Below are 16788 nucleotides of genomic sequence, written 5' to 3' on the forward strand. Positions count from 1 at the left end.
GATTTGTGAAATGGTTGAACCAAAATTGGGACGTATTCTCGGCTTATAAAGCCAGTTTAGGCCTTGTTTGGGCTTAAAATTTGTTTAAGTCCCGCTAAGGCGATACGAAACGATTTGGCAGGGGCTCCCGTTGAGCAGGTGAAATTTTTGGCATATTCTACTTCAAATTCTGACCACGGAATTATTTTTGCCATGATTACCCAACGATTATTCTCTGATAATTGTCACGCGATCGTTAAGGTCAAAGTTGGACGGTGCTTTTGGGGCCCTAGTCAAGTTTTCGGTACATGAACGAAAGTGATGCTGTGCATGGCTTTTGACTAATTTTAGCTCATAGTCTTACACTTTATCCGCGCCGATCGCGAGTCAAAGTCTTTTCAGGTAAGGCTTTTAGGCTTATTCAGCAAGCCCTACATAACCTTCCTCGTTACAGATGTTTAAGCTGTTAGTCATTTAAATTTATTGCTTGAACCTCTTACAGCATGGGGTCTGAGCTACAAATAGTGCAGTTTGAATGTCGAACAGCTTAATGTAACTTTGGTGCTGTGTGAGAATTCATATAAAAATCAACAGGCTATACTATCTCAGCGAATTGCTGTCTAAAATAAAATCGATTTTCCTAGAGTCCTCAAAGAGCATTAGTTGAATATGAATTAATAATTTTGGAACCATATAAAGTCAAAGTATACACTTGGAAAGCTAATATGCAACAAGGTTTAATTTCATTAATCTTTTTTTAATTCGGCTTTCAAATAACAGGCAAACCATCCTGAAATACCAGCAATTTTCCCGGTTCTATTTGCGTCCAGACTTCGTTATCAGTGAGCGGGAAAGTGGCAATCACCGCGACGCGATCGTCCTCTTTGGTCAATTCCCGGAAATCCACAGTTACATCTTCATCGATCGAGTGCGCGCTGGCAAAAGGTGCTTGTCGCACAATATAATGCAGATTAGTAGAACAGTGTGCAAACAAGTGTTCTCCATCAGAAAGTAAATAGTTGAAAATTCCTTGAACGGCAAGATTTTTAGTAATTTCGTTGAGAACCACGTAAATTTCCGTCACAGTAGGTTTATTGTGAGGAAAACTTTCTCGCAGCTTTTCTAATATTAAACAAAAAGCTTTTTCGCTATCAGTCTTGCCGACTGGTTTGTAAATCCCGGCACTTTCAGGATTAAAGTTTTCCAGATTTCCATTGTGGGCAAATACCCAATACCGCCCCCAAAGTTCCCGAATAAAAGGGTGACAGTTTTCTAGAGCAATTTCCCCTTGAGTAGCTTTACGAATATGAGCAATGACGTTAGTTGAGTGAATGGGATAGCGACGCACTACTTCAGCAAGCGGAGAAGCAACCGCAGGTTTTGAGTCTATAAACAGGCGACATCCCAAGCCTTCAAAAAAAGCAATTCCCCAACCGTCTTGATGAATGTCTGTTCGACCACCTCTTGCAGAAAAACCTTCAAAAGAGAAGCAAATATCTGTTGGAACATTGCAGTTCATTCCCAGTAATTGGCACATAGCTTTTAAATCTCTGGAGTTTGGATGGATGCCGCAGCTATGGGCAGCTACAGATTTTTGATAATACCATTATAGTATGAAGTGATTTAGCGTTATAAAAAAAACATAATTAATTTGCTTTGTCAACCGTAAGAATACTTAGTTAGAGAAAAATCCGAGGCGCTAAAATTCAGTACCCTATCCCCGAGAGCAGTCTTGATTGTTCCGTTTGTGTTGCAAATATTTGCTGATGTGGGCTGGCGGGGTATCTATCCCTGCGCAATAGTAAAACAACTATCAACACACTGGCGATTCAGTTGCCACAAAAAGTCAGGTGATTTTAGATGCAAAAGTTGGAAATAACTTATTTTATCTGGTTTGGAGCTTGACGACTGTTACATTATTTTTTAAACTGGTATCAGTTATCACATTAACAGCATATTGATGACTATATCGTAATTTTCCATCAAATCAATCAGATTAATGCCAATGTGATCGATCTAATTAGGAATGCTAAAACACCCAAATATGACGAGATTGTGAGTTATTTTTGGCGACAAGTAGCAGGTATTTAATGTTAGCTACATTAACTACACTTCGGCAGAAATTTTCAGGTTTCTCCGGCGCAGTTCACTACTAATATCTTTAATTTCATAGCGTCATTTTTGATCGGGTCGTCTCGTTTTCACATATCTTCAATCAACAAGCACCAAGTATAACAACTGAAAATGCAAAATCTCAATCAAAAAGACGATCGCCCAAACCGACAAATTCTCACAGGCTTAATCCTCGGATGGGGATTGCAAGGACTATTTAGCCTTCCAGCATTAGCACAACCAAGTTTACCCGAATCTCCCGCTGCGATTGAAAACCAGGCTCAACGCACCCCAACTGCAATTTCCGTAATTGCAGTTGAGGCACCGGAGACAATCTTACCGGAAAATCAGCAATTTGTCGATCGGTCTATCCCACCATCCACACCCAGCTTACCCCAGTCTTCCCCTACTCCTGCAACTCTTGCTGAACCAGCCCCTACCGAAATTGCAGTTGACTCACTCCAGAAAATATTAGTCGAAAATCCTCAATCAGCCAATCAAAATCTCCCAGCCGATGCCAGTTTACTTGAATCTCCAACAACTATTGAAAACCAGAGTGAACCAATCTCAGAGGAAAGCACAGAACAAGTTACATCTGTCTCTCAACTCAGCGATGTAAAACCCACTGATTGGGCATTTCAAGCACTGCAATCCTTAGTAGAGAGATACGGTTGTATAGCTGGATATCCCGACAGTACCTTTCGTGGCAACCGCGCTTTAACCCGCTATGAATTTGCAGCCGGAGTCAATGCTTGTTTAGATAAAATTAGAGAATTAATTGACACAGGCAATGAAAACAGAGTCAAGCAAGAAGACTTGGTAAAAATTCAAAAACTGCAAGAAGAATTTGCAGCCGATATCGCCGTACTGCGAGGGCGCACCGACTTATTAGAAGCGCGAATAACAGAAGTAGAAGCCAATCAATTTTCGCCGACAGTCAAGCTATCAGGATTGACAATTGTGGGAATACAAGGTCGCAGTCCCAACCGTGCCGATCGCGCTCCTAGAGATGGCAAAAGAGATACGAAAGACCCCGGCACAAATATCAACACTATCGCTTTAAGTCAGTTATATTTAACGGCTCAATTCACTCCCCGCAGTAACTTATTCATCGGTCTTTTAAATCAGAGAGGAAAGACATCACCGCAATTAACCGAAGACGTAAACCTTGCTTACGATTTTGGCGAAAATTCTGCCCTTACCCTCAGCGATCTTAACTATCGCTTTCTGGTAGGCGATAAATTAGCAGTAATTGGAGGGACAGCAGGAGTTAACATGATTAGCGGTTTCCGAGGACCGAATCGAGCTGAAAGCGCCGCTTCTGGCCCGATTTCAACCTTCGCTCAAAGAAACCCTATTTTGAACATCGGTCTCGGTCAAGGCGGCGCGGGAATTGACTGGCAATTTGCCAAAAGAGCGAGTTTGCAAGCTGTTTATTCTACTACGGTTCCCGGCTTTTTTGTCAGTTCTAACGGGCCTAGCGGACACAATACACTGGGATTGCAATTAACTCTCACTCTCGCCGATCCACTAGATATTACTGTTTATTATGTCAACGACTATTCGCCTAACGGCAATTTGCTTGGTTTGGCGGGAGACAGTCAATTAACTGCTGTTAATCCCAGTACCAGCAAATCAGCATCCCTCCAAACGAATGCTGTGGGAGCAACTGTAAATTGGCGGGTTTCTTCGCGTATTTCCTTGGGAGGTTGGGCTGGTTATACTAATTCTCGGATTCCGGGTAAATCTGGGAGTGTGGCAACTACAAATTATATGGTGTTTGTGAATTTTCCAGATTTATTTGGCACTGGAAATTTGGGGGGGATTTATATCGGGCAACCTCCTAAAATTGTTAGCAGTAATTTACCGACAGGCAACAATATTCCCGATTTTTTAGATACGGGTTTAGGGGGCAAAGGCGGCCAACCGGGAACGACTACTCATGTAGAGATGTTCTACCGCTGGCAGGTGAGCGATAATATCAGCGTTACTCCAGGAGTAATGGTGATTTTTCAACCAGATCACACTCGCAATAGCGATCCGATTACGGTGGGTGTCTTGAGAACTTCGTTCTCTTTTTGATTTTGTTTGTAGTGGGGACTTCAGTCCTCATAAAAGTCAGACGACTAAAGTCCTCACTATAAACTTATAACGGTTATTTTAAAATAATTAATATTAGTTATCAGTCAGCTCGCGCCAGGACTTAAACTTTTTTGCGGGAATCCCGAATTATTGCAACAAATACAAGTTTTGAACCTCAATCAGTTTTCGCTTTCTGACGCGGATTAAAACGCCGAGGAAGATGTCTTAATCTTTTTTCTAAGTACAAACACATGAGCTTTACTAAAACTTCACATTTTTGGGACTAATATCGTCATTCAATCTTTATTTTGTAGATAAAAATACTGAATTACTTGTAAAAAAAAGATCCGCACAAACACTCTAGGAATTATTTTTAAATTCAATTAATATCTTAACATATCTTCGATAGTTCCTGAAGTTAGGATTTAAAAAAACATGATTAAATCAAATGGCTATTTTTTGGCTCTGGGCTTGGCAGCAATTTCGGCTCTGACAGCCTGTCCTTGTCAAGCACAAACGGCTGTTGAATCAAATATAAATTTAACGGGAGATAAGAATATAACAACCACTAACCAGCAGAATGGTGCTAACACTTCTACTGGCGATCGCTCAAAAACTATTAGCACTTCTAAATCTTTTGTGGTTTCAGAGACTAATACCGTAACCGTTCAACCTAGTGCGACGGCGGCGGCTCCGGAAAATCGAACTGTACGCAGCAATCCCTTGGGATGTCGATTTTTTAATACTCCTTCAATGCAGCAATAAATACCGCAGATATCGGAAAAAGAGAAGATCGTGGCCGAAGAGAGGGCGATGCTTTCTGAGGATTGCTCTCTATTTGCTTAATTAACTTCATTTTTAATTCAACTTTCTGGGGGAAAGTCAGAAAACTGTTTGATATTCTTCAAAATTATTTGAGGCTTGCTTTTGTACTGTTCAACCTTGCCGCTGATATACACGTAACCGCGTCCTTGACCTGCATAACGCTTTTCAATCAACCGCTTCAAAGGAGCCATTTCATAAGTTTCGGCATCGGGTATCCACAAATCTAATTTATGATAAACTGAACCTGCATAAATCAGGGCATTGCCGCCGATCCATTTATTAATTCCTGCCTGCAAGTCGCAGAAAATAGTAATAGATTTAGCTTTCTCGGAAGCTGCTAAAATTTTTGGGTAGTGCAATCTCACAGAAAGTGCTCCGTCCCTTGCTTCCGACAATCGAAACTCTTCAACAATCGAGCCTCGCATCGACCACCAAGGCAGCAAATTAGCATAGTTGCGAGAGGGAATCTTGGCATTGGTAATCGGATCCCAAATCATCAGATTGTAAGCTTTGGCTGCCGATTCTGCCTCGGTCATTTGTCGGTGATACAATCTCGATCGCCCGTATTTCATAAAGTAGGGACTCCAGCCTTCTTTAATCAGTTTTAGATTGTAATTTTCTCCATCTTTATGTACGTAACATAAGAGGCGCCCGTAGTTGTCACGGTGTTTTTCTAGAGCAATTTCAACCGGATCGTCTGTATCAAATTCAATGTCAATTTTAGCAAGCCCACCATTTGCTGTAGCGAAGTATTGTTTAGCCATTTCCGAAGCTGCTTTCCCTGCGGCAGTTACAGGCTTTGAAGTGTTAGAGTAACTTTCTTCTGTATCGACGCAAATCAGCCGCAGAGACTCGGTTTTGCCGTTGAGAGCAACTTTGACAGTATCGCCATCAACTACTTGAGTTATTTGCAGGTTCGGAATTCTAGTTGCCATATTTCGCACCCTGTTAAACTTGAGATTTGATTCACATATTGGGTTAATTGTACATGAGTTTGCTGCTGAATGCAATAAATGTACCGTTGCAACTACCAGGAGAAAGAGTAATGGCTGTTCTAGAGTATGTAAAACCCGGTGTAAAAACTGGTCAAATTATGCTGGCGGTCGATCTAAAATTATATACAGCCGCAGATAAAGGCAGATGAACGCAGATCAAAACACATCTGCGTTCATTTGTGTTCATCTGCGTTCATCTGCGGTTACAAAATACCCCTAAGAATCAGCCCGCAACTTATCCAAAACTGTCCGATCTTCCAAGGTCGAAGTATCCCCAGAAACCTCTTCTCCAGCGGCCAAAGAACGCAACAAACGCCGCATAATCTTTCCGCTGCGAGTTTTCGGCAAAGCATCGGTAAATCGAATTTCGCCGGGACGGGCGATCGCGCGTAAATCAACCAAGGCGATCAATCGGGGTAAAGCGAGTTATCTTCAACTTTTAAATTCCTAATCTGTTCGCGAATCACATCGGTTTTTGTTCTACCGCTGTTCGCGCAATAAGCTTCTAGCCGAAGCATTTCTACTTCAGGGAGTCGGATGGTTAGAACTTTAACGTTTTTACTCATACTGCAATTATACTGAAAAATGCAGTACAATCATAGCAGAGAAATGCGCCTTGGCACAATGTTACCGCACCATGCCAAGACGACTTCCCCGAAGTTGAACGTCCAACAAAGGAGCAATTTAATTATGATTCAAGATCCAGAAAAAGAACCAGAACGTTGGGATGAGCCGATTTTAGCGGATAACCCCAACCAAGCGAAACAGGAGTGCCAAAAACGAGCCGATCGCTACCGGGTTGAATTAGAATCTGTAACTCAACCCCGAAAAGTCGAAAATCGCCCTCAAGTGTACCGTTGCAACTACAAGGAGAAAGAATAATGGCTGTTTTGGAGTGTGTAAAACCTGGTGCTAAACTCGGTCAAATTATTCTGGCCGTCGATTTAACTGTTGCTGGTGCAGTCGATCGCATTTTAGCAAAAATTCAAGACTTAGGATATGACCCAGAAATCCGTCATGTCAACTATCCGTCTGGAGTTCACGTCTTAGCAATTCTCAAAGACGAACAGCATTCAGAAGCAGTCGATGATGACTACTTGCTAGAAGATTGGCTGCAAGTAAGGTCGGAAATTAACAGCGATGCCGTTCATTTGTGGCGAGGTAAATAAGCGAATTAACAATTAAACCGCAGATGAACACAAATGTAATTATATCAGTCTTCATCTGCGGTTACAAAATACCCCTAGGAATCAGCCCGCAACTTATCCAACACCGTCCGATCTTCCAAAGTAGAAGTATCCCCTGTCACCTCCAAACCAGCAGCTAAAGAACGCAGCAAACGCCGCATAATCTTTCCGCTGCGAGTTTTCGGCAAAGCATCGGTAAATCGAATTTCGCCGGGACGGGCGATCGCCCCAATTTCCTTCACAACGTGCTGCTTCAATTCCTTAATCAATTCATCACTAGGCTGCTGAGTATTTTGCAACGTCACAAACGCCACAATTTCCTCACCCTTAATCTCATCCGGTTTCCCCACAACCGCAGCTTCCGCCACCGCTGGATGAGACACCAAAGCCGATTCAACTTCCATCGTACCGAGTCGGTGTCCGGCGACATTAATCACGTCGTCAACGCGGCCCATTACCCAGAAATAACCGTCTTTATCTTTGTGCGCGCCGTCCCCCGCAAAGTACACGAATTGGCCATCTTTTGGGTGCAAATATTCCCAATAAGTGCGGCGGAAGCGATCGGGATCGTTGTAAAGTGTACGCATCATTCCCGGCCAAGGATGTTTGACTACTAAATAACCGCCGCTTTGATTAGTTACTGGTTCGCCATCTTGGTCAACGATATCGGCAACAATTCCGGGGAACGGAAGGGTTGCAGAACCGGGTTTTGTGGGGATTGCACCGGGCAAAGCGGTAATCATAATTCCCCCGGTTTCTGTTTGCCACCAAGTATCGACTATCGGACAATTCGAGTTGCCAATTACGCGCTGATACCACATCCAAGCTTCAGGATTGATCGGTTCGCCGACGGTTCCTAACAATCGTAAAGATGATAAATCTCTGGCATTCGGCAACTCTTCGCCCATCTTCATAAAGGTGCGAATTGCTGTTGGTGCGGTGTAGAAAACAGTGACGCCGTATTTTTCGATTACATCCCAAAAACAACCGGGATTCGATGCGCGCGGAGCACCTTCGTACATGACAGTTGTTGCACCGTTGGAAAGGGGGCCGTAGACTATGTAACTGTGCCCTGTAATCCAACCTACGTCGGCGGTGCACCAGTAGATATCGGTGTCTTGGAGGTCGAATATCCACTTGGTTGTCATGTGGGTGTAAAGGTTGTAGCCGCCTGTGGTGTGGACGACTCCTTTCGGTTTGCCGGTACTTCCTGAAGTGTAGAGAATGAATAGCATATCTTCGCTATCCATCGGTTCGGCGGGACAATCTGCGGAGGCGTTTTTTTGCAATTCGTGCCACCAGCGATCGCGCCCTGGTTCCATTTGCACTTCTTGTTTGGTACGCTGGACGACGAGAACGTTGGTAACACTGGGTGCAGCGTTGTTGGCGAGGGCTTTGTCTACTTGTACTTTGAGGCCGACTGCTGCGTCTTTGCGGAAGCCTCCGTCTGCGGTGATGACGAGTTTTGCTTGGCCGTCGTTGAGGCGATCGCGCAAAGCTTCTGCACTAAATCCGCCAAAGACGACGCTGTGTACTGCACCGATTCTGGCACAGGCTAACATGGCGATCGCAGCTTCGGGAATCATGGGCATATAAATGCCGACGCGATCGCCCTTTTGGACACCCAATTCTTTGATGACGTTGGCCATTTGGCAGACTTCGCGGTGGAGTTGGGCGTAAGTCAGGGTGCGGGAGTCGCCCGGTTCGCCTTCCCAAATCAGGGCGGCTTTGTTTTTGCGCCAGGTAGTTAAATGTCTGTCCAGACAATTGTAAGAAATGTTAATTTTACCGTTGACAAACCATTTAGCAAAGGGCGGCTGCCAGTCGAGCACGGTATCCCAGTTTTGAAACCAGTCTAATTCTTGGGTAGCGAGTTCGGCCCAGAATGCTTGGGGGTCAGCTTTGGCTTTGTCGTAGAGGGCTTGGTACTCTTCTAGGCTTTTGATGTGAGCTTTTTGGGAGAATTCAGCAGGCGGCTGAAACAGGCGTTTTTCTTGGAGGATTGATTCGATCGTATCTTGTGACATCGCTGTTAGTTTTTAGTTAACTTACTCTTTTTAGCTATTTTGTGCATAAGTTGGGGTAAAAGTATGTTTATTTTCCTTAAGACTTTGAATACTTGTGTAAAAATCGGGATCGATTACCGATTACCAATTACCTAATTTTCATCAAAGAGATACTGAATGGGCATCAGTTTTGATCCGGGCATTTTTTTATGCTTTGAATTTGCGGAGTTTTGCTATTTCTATGAAAATGCTTTTATAATATAGTTGAATGGATCAGCGATCGCACAAAAGCCATGACTCAAAATTTAGAAGCAAGCCAACTTTCGTTAAATGACGTTCGCCACCTTCTCAAACTCGAAGAGTTAGAAGGAGAAGGCTTCACTGATTTTTTCTCTCTGGAACCGCTGACAGAATCAGAACAGCAGGAACTATTGAAACTTAGAAATGACTTTCGACGATACCTATCCGCCGGAAAAGTTTCAGAAGAACTCGTTAAGTTTTTAGTGCTTTCACCTTTGATGAGATTAACAGGATTTTTTGATATTCCGATCGTACTGACAATGGAGGATAGCATACCCATTGAAGTTGAAGATAAGGATACTTTAATTAAAGGCCGGTTGGATATTTTAGCAGTAAATCAGCCGGATGCGGAGATAGGGGCGACACCGTTTTGGATTTTGGTAGTGGAGGCGAAAAATAGTGCGATCGCCCCTTTAGCCGGTTTGCCACAATTGCTGACTTATACTTATAAGAGTTTGCAGCAGCAATCGTCTGTTTGGGGATTGACTACGAATGGGGAAAGTTATCGGTTTGTGAGGGTGACGCGGGGGAATCCTTGTACTTATCAGATTTTACCGGAATTGAATTTGATTGACAGGGAGCGATCGCTCTTGTTAGCGCAAGTGTTGAAAGCGATTTGCAAGTTGCAGAATGTGCAGTTGCAGTTGGCTTAAAAAGGGCGATCTGACTCTTCTTGCACCATATAATATGGTTGACTGGATTAGCCGATCGCTCAACACACCCTGACCCTACAATCGAAAAGGGGCGGACTTATCCAATATATCCATAGGTCATTAACAATGCAAAAAAATACACTAATAAAAACAAAAAGCAGCCGATTCCTCCTATCGATGAACCTAAAAAAATAATCGATTTATGCAAATCTGGCTTGAGCTGCCTGAATTTACCATATAAACATTTAAACACATTAATACTACTAGAAATCGATAACATGAAAAGCAGTATTTGCAGTAGAATTCCATTCGCTATTCCATCACCTAGGATTCGAGGACTGGCGATCGATCGAACCCATACTTTATTTTTTATTGCGTTTTGTTCTTCCTGACTTAACTGTAAGCCTTTAATTGCAATTAAATCGTTTGCTGAGGCTATAGTGCGCCAGCAAGGAACAATTTGTTTGCCGTATGTTGCCTGACAGTCATCATATGATGTAGCTTTAACTACTAACGGTAGGCGATCGATGTTAATCTCACAACGTAATGAACCTGTATCGGAACACTCTAGCACATAGCCTGGAATGGTAATAGATGCTCGATCTTCTTGATTAATTACGACCTGCAAAAGTTCATTAAAAGACCGATCGCGAATTAACAAAATGGAGATAATAAACACAATAGCAAAATTGAGAACCAGGTATTTTTTTCGATTCATATGATTTTTATCCAAGTATTGCAGAATGTGCAGTTGGCGTAAAAAGGGCGATCGCGCGCGGAGTCAGAAACCGGGTTTCTTTGCAAAATCTCGTGAGGATGCGTAAATTATCGCAGAAACCCGGTTTCTTGCATTAGGGGCGATCGCAGAAAACATCATTTTGACGGTGGAATTGTGCGATCGATCGCAGGAATTGCCGGTTGTTGGGTATTGGGAGGGGCGATCGACGGTGTTGCTAAGGGAATTAGGGCAGGAATTACGGCGATCGCGATCGGTACTACAACTTCCTGGATCAACCACTTGATGTTTGAATTGTCAGATTTTTTCACTGGATTTACCTTTTTAGCTAATTTAGTCTTGTCCGAATTATGTTTTTCTAGTTTCATGGTTTTAAGTTTCATAGGACTTACGCACGGGTGGCCAGAAACCGGGTTTTTGCGGGAATATTTCGTTACAGCGCATCAACTGCGAAAAACCCGGTTTCTTTGGTTTTGATGCGTAACTTTAGAATATCTGGCTTTTCTGTGTTCGCGGGCGATCGTTAATTTAGACTCACAAATTAGTTGCTAGGTAAAAAAATGGAGAGATTGTGAGTTGGGCTTGAATAATTTGTGAAAGAGGTTGTGAAAAAAAACTCACAAATCACTTTCGACTTATAAAATTGTGAAAACTCACCAGAAATTGACAGGACGACTACGCTAAAGCTCTGATTTATGCTACTTTAAGAGAAAGAAGCGCGATCGAGGTTGAGGTGGTATGGAGAAGATGACTAAACAGGAGTTTGAGGTGATCTATAAAAATATTACTTCTACACAGCATTCAGTGCTAGAGATGTTTTTGAAAGGTCGATTGGATCCAGAAATTTCTGAAGTTTTATATAAAGATCGAACGGCGGTTTCTTCCAATATATCAAAGATTTGCAAATTGTTTGGGGTGGAAAATAAACCGGGTGCATATACGCAACGTGATGATTTGATTGAATTATTTATAGAATACAAACAGGACTTAGTTTGTAAAGAGTTATTAGAAAAATTTGGGGCAAGAGCCAGTGAACCTCGAAAAATATTAGAAGTTCCAGAAGGGTTAGTACCCTTAAATTCTGATTTTTATATAGAGCGTTCCAGAATGGAAGCTGACTGTTATCAGCAGATTTTAAGGCCGGGGTCAATGATTCGCATTAAAGCTCCCAAATTAATGGGAAAAACTTCTCTATTAAATCGCATCATAAAAAACGCACAAACAAATGAGTATCGGTTAGTACGTTTAGATTTTAGAGATGCTGAAGAAGACATATTGAAGAACACAAATAAATTTTTTGAATGGTTTTGCTTCAATATCAGCGATCAGCTAAAACTAGAATGTAATATCGATTTGCAGGGGCGCGGAGGCATTCTCGTAAACTGCAAAAAATACTTTCAAACTGAAGTTTTAGAAGCTATAAATTGTCCTTTGGTCTTGGCTTTAGAAGAAATCGACTGTATTTTTCATTATGAGAAAACTGCCCAAGAATTTCTGAAGATGTTACGAAGCTGGTTTGAAGAAACTAAGAAAACTGACATTTGGAAAAACTTGCGAATGGTGCTGCTTCATTCTACAAATGTTTACGTGGAATTACCTCATAATCAATCACCCTTTAATGTCGGTTTTTCAGTAGAGTTGACTGAATTTAACCAGCCAAATATTCTAGATTTAGCCCGCCGCCATCAATTATCCTGGGGAACTGATGAAGTGATAGCATTGATGGCAATAGTTGGTGGTTATCCTTATCTAGTACGCAAGGCACTGTATCATTTGCATGATTCCAATCTATCTTTAGCAGAAGTTTTGCACAATGCAGCTACAGACGTGGGAATTTACGGCGAGCATTTGTATCGTCACTGGACGGATTTGCAAAAATATTCTGAGCTCAAACTGGCTCTTAAACAAGTTGTATTTGCAGACAGTTCGGTAAAATTAGAACAGGTGCTAGAATTTAAGTTACTGAGTACGGGTTTAGTCAAGCGGCATCAGCATGGTATCACTTCTAGCTGTCGGTTATATCGGGATTATTTTGCCGAGAAATTTCGAGATTAGAGTCGGGAGTAAAACCAGATTATGACGGTTTATCAATATCAAGTTGGTGGTTCTTTAGAGTACGAACATCCTACCTATGTTAAGCGTCTTGCAGACAGTGAACTTTATGCAAGTTTGATAGCAGGAGAATTTTGTTATGTGTTGAACTCCAGGCAAATGGGCAAGTCTAGCTTGCAAGTACAAACGATGAAACGTTTGCGCGAAAAAGCAGGCTTTAAATGTATTGCGATCGATTTAACAGATATCGGTAGCGAAACTTCAGACTACTGGTATTTTGGGATTATTTCTGAGTTGGTTCGAGGTGGCACACTCTCCAGAAAGGTGGATGCTGATAGTTGGTGGCAGCAGCGACAATTGCTGTCGCCGTCTCAGCGATTGAGTCAGTTTATTGAAGATGTTTTATTGACTGAGATTTCGCAAAATATTGTTATTTTTATTGATGAAATTGATTCGATTTTAAATCTAAGCTGGAAAGATGATTTTTTTCTATTGATTCGGGCTTGCTATAACAAAAGAGCGATTAATTCTGAATATAAGCGCCTTACCTTTTGTCTTTTGGGAGTTGCGACGCCAGCAGATTTGATTCGCGATAAAGACCGAACACCTTTTAATATTGGCAAGGCTATTGATTTAACAGGCTTTACTTTTGATGAAGCTAAACCTGCTTTAATCCCTGGCTTAATGGGAGAGCGATCGCAGGAGATATCGGAGGAGATATTAGCTGAGGTTTTTCAGTGGACAAACGGGCAACCTTTTTTGATGCAAAAGCTGTGCCAACTGATGGTCTATAAATCTGCAAGTCGGACTGCTGATGTGGAAGCTTTAGTAAAAAAGTATGTCATTGACAATTGGGAAGCGAATGACGAACAAGAACATTTTAAGACTATTAGGCGTCGCTTGCTGCTTGACTATCAAGACCGCACGGCGCTACTGCTCGGTATTTATCAGCAAATACTGACGGACGCGGATCGGAAAATCTGTGCTGATAATAGTCTCGATCAAAGAAGGTTACAACTCTCAGGATTAGTCGTCAAACGCAACGGATATCTACAAGTTTATAATCCCATATACGCCGCAATTTTCAACCTCCATTGGGTACGGCAAGAATTAGCGAAACTCCGCCCCTACCAGGAAAACTTCGCCGCTTGGATCGCCTCAAAACGTGAAGATACTTCGCGATTGTTACACGGCAAAGCGTTGGATGATGCGTTGCAGTGGAAAGTGGGGAAACGTCTAAGCGATGAGGATAATGATTTTTTAGATGCCAGTCGAGATGATGAACGTCGAGAACTAAGGACATCTAATAAATTCTTAAAAGAAGTTCGCAGACAAGTCAGAGAAGTTATTGAAGTTGAAGAAGCTGGACGCAATGCCTTAGACCTTTTTCAGTCGGATGGAAAGCAAATAGCAGCCTTGCGGGCCGCTATCAAAGCAGGAGAAGATTTAAAGAAGTGGATACCAGATAATCCCCCGCTTTCTGAATATCCCACAATTACTCCTCTGTTAGCTTTGCAAGTAATTCTTGCTAAAATCCGCCTTCGGCATCAGTTTATTGGACATAATGACTCGGTAACAAGCGTTTGTTTTAGCCGGACAGGAGATGCGATAGCCACTGCATCAGATGACGGCATGGCTAAATTGTGGGACTTGCAAGGTCGCTGTTTTATGACTTTTACCGGACATAATGGCAGTGTAAATAGTGTGACTTTTAGTCCGAATAGAGATGCGATCGCCACGGCATCATCTGACAGAATGGCTAAATTGTGGGACTTACAGGGCAACTCCTTGAAGACTTTTATAGGACATACAGACTACGTAATAAGCATCAGTTTTAGCCCGATCGGGGATATGATCGCCACAGCTTCAAGAGACCACAATGTCAAATTGTGGGATTTTAAAGGTCTCTGCTTGATGACTTTTAGTGGACATAATGACTCGGTAAATAGTGTCAATTTTAGCCCCAGAGGAGATGTGATCGCTACTTCTTCAAGAGACGGCACAGCTAAATTATGGGATTTGCAGGGCAACTGCTTAGTAACATTCACCAAACATAGTCAATCAGTAACAAGCGTTAGTTTTAGTCCGCTAGGAGGGGTAATCGCCACTACCTCAAGAGACAATACCGCTAAATTATGGGATTTGCAGGGTAAGTGCTTGGTAACATTCATCGGACATAACGACAGGGTAACAAGTGTCAGTTTTAGCCCCACAGGAGATAAGATCGCCACTGCCTCAAATGATGACACAGCCAAATTATGGGATTTGCAGGGCAACTGCTTGGCGACTTTCACTGGACACAATAACTCGGTAACAAGTATCAATTTTAGACCCACAGGAGATGCGATTGCTACTGGCTCAAATGACGGCACGGCTAAATTATGGGATTTGCAGGGTAATTGCTTAATTAATTTCGCTGGATATAATTACAGAATGAATAGTGTCGGTTTTCATAGCACTCAAGATACATTTGCCATGCCCTCAAGTGACAAGACCACCACATTGTCGGACTTGCAGGGCGGGCCTTTAGTTACTTTCCCTGGCAATAATCACTCGATAAATTGTGTCTGTTTTAGTCAGACCCAAGATCTACTGGCTACTGCCTCCAGAAACGGTATGACAAAATTGTGGGACTTACAAGGCAACTGTTTGGTGACTTTCCTCGGAGATAATTACTCGGTAAATTGCATCTGTTTTAGTCCAACTCAAAATGCGATTGCCACTGCCTCAGATGACAAAATCGGTAAATTGTGGGACTTACAGGGCAACTGCTTGGTGACTTTTACCGGACATTATCACTGGATAAATAGTGTCAGTTTTAGCCCCACAAGAGATGCGCTCGCTACTGCTTCCGTTGACAACACCGCTAAATTGTGGGACTTGCAGGGCAACTGCTTGGTAACATTCACCGGGCATAATAAATCGGTAAACAGTGTCTGTTTTAGCTTGAAAGGAGATGCGGTCGCTACTGCTTCATCTGACAAAACCGCAAAATTGTGGGATTTGCATGGCAACTGTTTGATGACTTTCACCGGACATAATTACTTTGTAAATAGTGTTAGTTTTAGCCCGAATGGAGATGCGATTGCTACTGCCTCATCTGACAAAACAGCCAAATTATGGGACTTGCAGGGCAACTGCTTGGTAACATTCACCGGACATAATGACAGGGTAAACAGTGTTTGTTTTAGCCCCACAGGAGATAAGATCGCCACTGCCTCAAGAGATGGCACTGCCAAATTGTGGGACTTGCAGGGAAATTTACTGGCCGACTTTAGTGGCTATCAGGGAAATTTGCTCAAAGGTGAGGCAGATTTTGTGGAATTGAAAAGTCCGATTAATAGTGTTTGTTTTAGTCGGGATGGGAAGTTTTTAATAACGGGTTCCCAGGATGGAAACGTGCGGTTTTGGCCCGTGGAAAGTTTGGATGAGTTGTTGGCGAGGGGGAGGGAATGGCTGGGTGAGAAATTTTAACCACTGATGCAAGCAGATGGTTTTGATTCTTATTTCTCACTTGTTAAAACTGTTGTTAACTTCACCAACTTATCCAGCGTATCCTGGGCAGATACTCGCAATTGAACCTCACCAATATCAAATCGAGGATCTTCAATCAAATCCGGGTTACTGCAATAAGCATCAACATCGGCAAACAATTTGTCTAAAATCTGAAATTCTCTTCCTGGCTGGAGATTATTGTCACTCTTAAACAGTTGTAGAAACCGCTGTTCAAACTCATCAGCGCTAATTTTACTACCTGCAAATTCTTCTAATAACTTGATGTACTTATCCATATTTATCCACCTCCAATATCTCCAGTCGCACTTAATTCAGCAATTTGGGCAGAATTCAGTTTCCAGCCGC

General features: G+C 42.5%; 15 protein-coding genes. 7 read left to right on the forward strand and 8 right to left on the reverse strand.

Going from position 1 to position 16788, the window contains the following annotated elements; genetic code table 11:
* Positions 1–748: 748 nt before the first annotated feature.
* Positions 749–1516: a class II glutamine amidotransferase gene (locus JGK20_RS22975; protein WP_293183975.1), complete on the reverse strand. Its 768-nt coding sequence runs from the start codon at positions 1514–1516 to the stop codon at positions 749–751.
* Between the two features lie 707 nt (positions 1517–2223).
* Between JGK20_RS22975 and JGK20_RS22980 the strand changes: the two genes are divergently transcribed.
* Together JGK20_RS22980 and JGK20_RS22985 are read left to right on the forward strand one after the other, a co-directional pair.
* Positions 2224–4173 carry an iron uptake porin gene (locus tag JGK20_RS22980; protein WP_293232253.1) on the forward strand — a complete coding sequence of 650 codons (1950 nt, stop codon included), beginning with the start codon at positions 2224–2226 and terminating at the stop codon, positions 4171–4173.
* Between the two features lie 435 nt (positions 4174–4608).
* Positions 4609–4938 carry a hypothetical protein gene (locus JGK20_RS22985; protein ID WP_293197997.1) on the forward strand — a complete coding sequence of 110 codons (330 nt, stop codon included), beginning with the start codon at positions 4609–4611 and terminating at the stop codon, positions 4936–4938.
* Between the two features lie 98 nt (positions 4939–5036).
* Here the strand turns inward: JGK20_RS22985 and JGK20_RS22990 are convergent, their stop codons facing one another.
* The 3 genes from JGK20_RS22990 to JGK20_RS23000 form a co-directional block, all read right to left on the reverse strand.
* Entirely contained in the window at positions 5037–5933 is an 897-nt protein-coding gene (locus JGK20_RS22990) for a thermonuclease family protein (RefSeq protein WP_293183982.1), read from the reverse strand.
* 276 nt (positions 5934–6209) lie between these two features.
* The gene (locus tag JGK20_RS22995) at positions 6210–6395 is read right to left on the reverse strand and encodes a hypothetical protein (RefSeq protein ID WP_293183985.1); all 186 of its coding nucleotides are present in this window, start codon (positions 6393–6395) and stop codon (positions 6210–6212) included.
* A gap of 5 nt (positions 6396–6400) precedes the next feature.
* Positions 6401–6559: a hypothetical protein gene (locus JGK20_RS23000; protein WP_293183987.1), complete on the reverse strand. Its 159-nt coding sequence runs from the start codon at positions 6557–6559 to the stop codon at positions 6401–6403.
* Between the two features lie 19 nt (positions 6560–6578).
* On the opposite strand from JGK20_RS23000, the gene JGK20_RS23005 reads away from it, so the two are divergent.
* Positions 6579–6875, forward strand: coding sequence for a hypothetical protein (locus JGK20_RS23005; RefSeq protein ID WP_293192508.1), 297 nt, complete (start codon positions 6579–6581; stop codon positions 6873–6875).
* Positions 6875–7162: a hypothetical protein gene (locus JGK20_RS23010; RefSeq protein ID WP_293183990.1), complete on the forward strand. Its 288-nt coding sequence runs from the start codon at positions 6875–6877 to the stop codon at positions 7160–7162. Before JGK20_RS23005 ends, JGK20_RS23010 begins: the two co-directional genes overlap by 1 nt.
* A 74-nt stretch (positions 7163–7236) precedes the next feature.
* Here the strand turns inward: JGK20_RS23010 and acs are convergent, their stop codons facing one another.
* Positions 7237–9207, reverse strand: a complete 1971-nt coding sequence (gene acs / locus JGK20_RS23015) for an acetate--CoA ligase (RefSeq protein ID WP_293207581.1) — start codon at positions 9205–9207, stop codon at positions 7237–7239.
* A 272-nt stretch (positions 9208–9479) separates the two neighbouring features.
* Here acs and JGK20_RS23020 point away from each other — a divergent pair, with 272 nt between their 5' ends.
* Positions 9480–10139 (forward strand): restriction endonuclease subunit R, encoded by a 660-nt coding sequence (locus JGK20_RS23020; RefSeq protein WP_293197989.1) that lies wholly within the window; start codon positions 9480–9482, stop codon positions 10137–10139.
* Between the two features lie 97 nt (positions 10140–10236).
* On the opposite strand, the gene JGK20_RS23025 is transcribed toward JGK20_RS23020, so the two are convergent.
* Both JGK20_RS23025 and JGK20_RS23030 read right to left on the reverse strand, forming a co-directional pair.
* The gene (locus JGK20_RS23025; protein WP_293197986.1) at positions 10237–10857 is read right to left on the reverse strand and encodes a hypothetical protein; all 621 of its coding nucleotides are present in this window, start codon (positions 10855–10857) and stop codon (positions 10237–10239) included.
* A 155-nt stretch (positions 10858–11012) separates the two neighbouring features.
* Positions 11013–11258 carry a hypothetical protein gene (locus JGK20_RS23030; protein WP_293232255.1) on the reverse strand — a complete coding sequence of 82 codons (246 nt, stop codon included), beginning with the start codon at positions 11256–11258 and terminating at the stop codon, positions 11013–11015.
* A 364-nt stretch (positions 11259–11622) separates the two neighbouring features.
* Here JGK20_RS23030 and JGK20_RS23035 point away from each other — a divergent pair, with 364 nt between their 5' ends.
* Together JGK20_RS23035 and JGK20_RS23040 are read left to right on the forward strand one after the other, a co-directional pair.
* On the forward strand, positions 11623–12930 hold the full coding sequence (locus tag JGK20_RS23035; protein WP_293232257.1) for an AAA-like domain-containing protein: 1308 nt from the start codon (positions 11623–11625) through the stop codon (positions 12928–12930).
* Between the two features lie 21 nt (positions 12931–12951).
* Positions 12952–16401 carry an AAA-like domain-containing protein gene (locus JGK20_RS23040; RefSeq protein WP_293232259.1) on the forward strand — a complete coding sequence of 1150 codons (3450 nt, stop codon included), beginning with the start codon at positions 12952–12954 and terminating at the stop codon, positions 16399–16401.
* Positions 16402–16430: 29 nt separating this feature from the next.
* On the opposite strand, the gene JGK20_RS23045 is transcribed toward JGK20_RS23040, so the two are convergent.
* Complete coding sequence (locus JGK20_RS23045; RefSeq protein ID WP_293232261.1) at positions 16431–16718, reverse strand: colicin immunity domain-containing protein; 288 nt, start codon at positions 16716–16718, stop codon at positions 16431–16433.
* Positions 16719–16788: the final 70 nt, after the last annotated feature.

Source organism: Microcoleus sp. PH2017_05_CCC_O_A (assembly GCF_020738785.1).
Taxonomy (GTDB): Bacteria; Cyanobacteriota; Cyanobacteriia; order Cyanobacteriales; family Microcoleaceae; genus Microcoleus.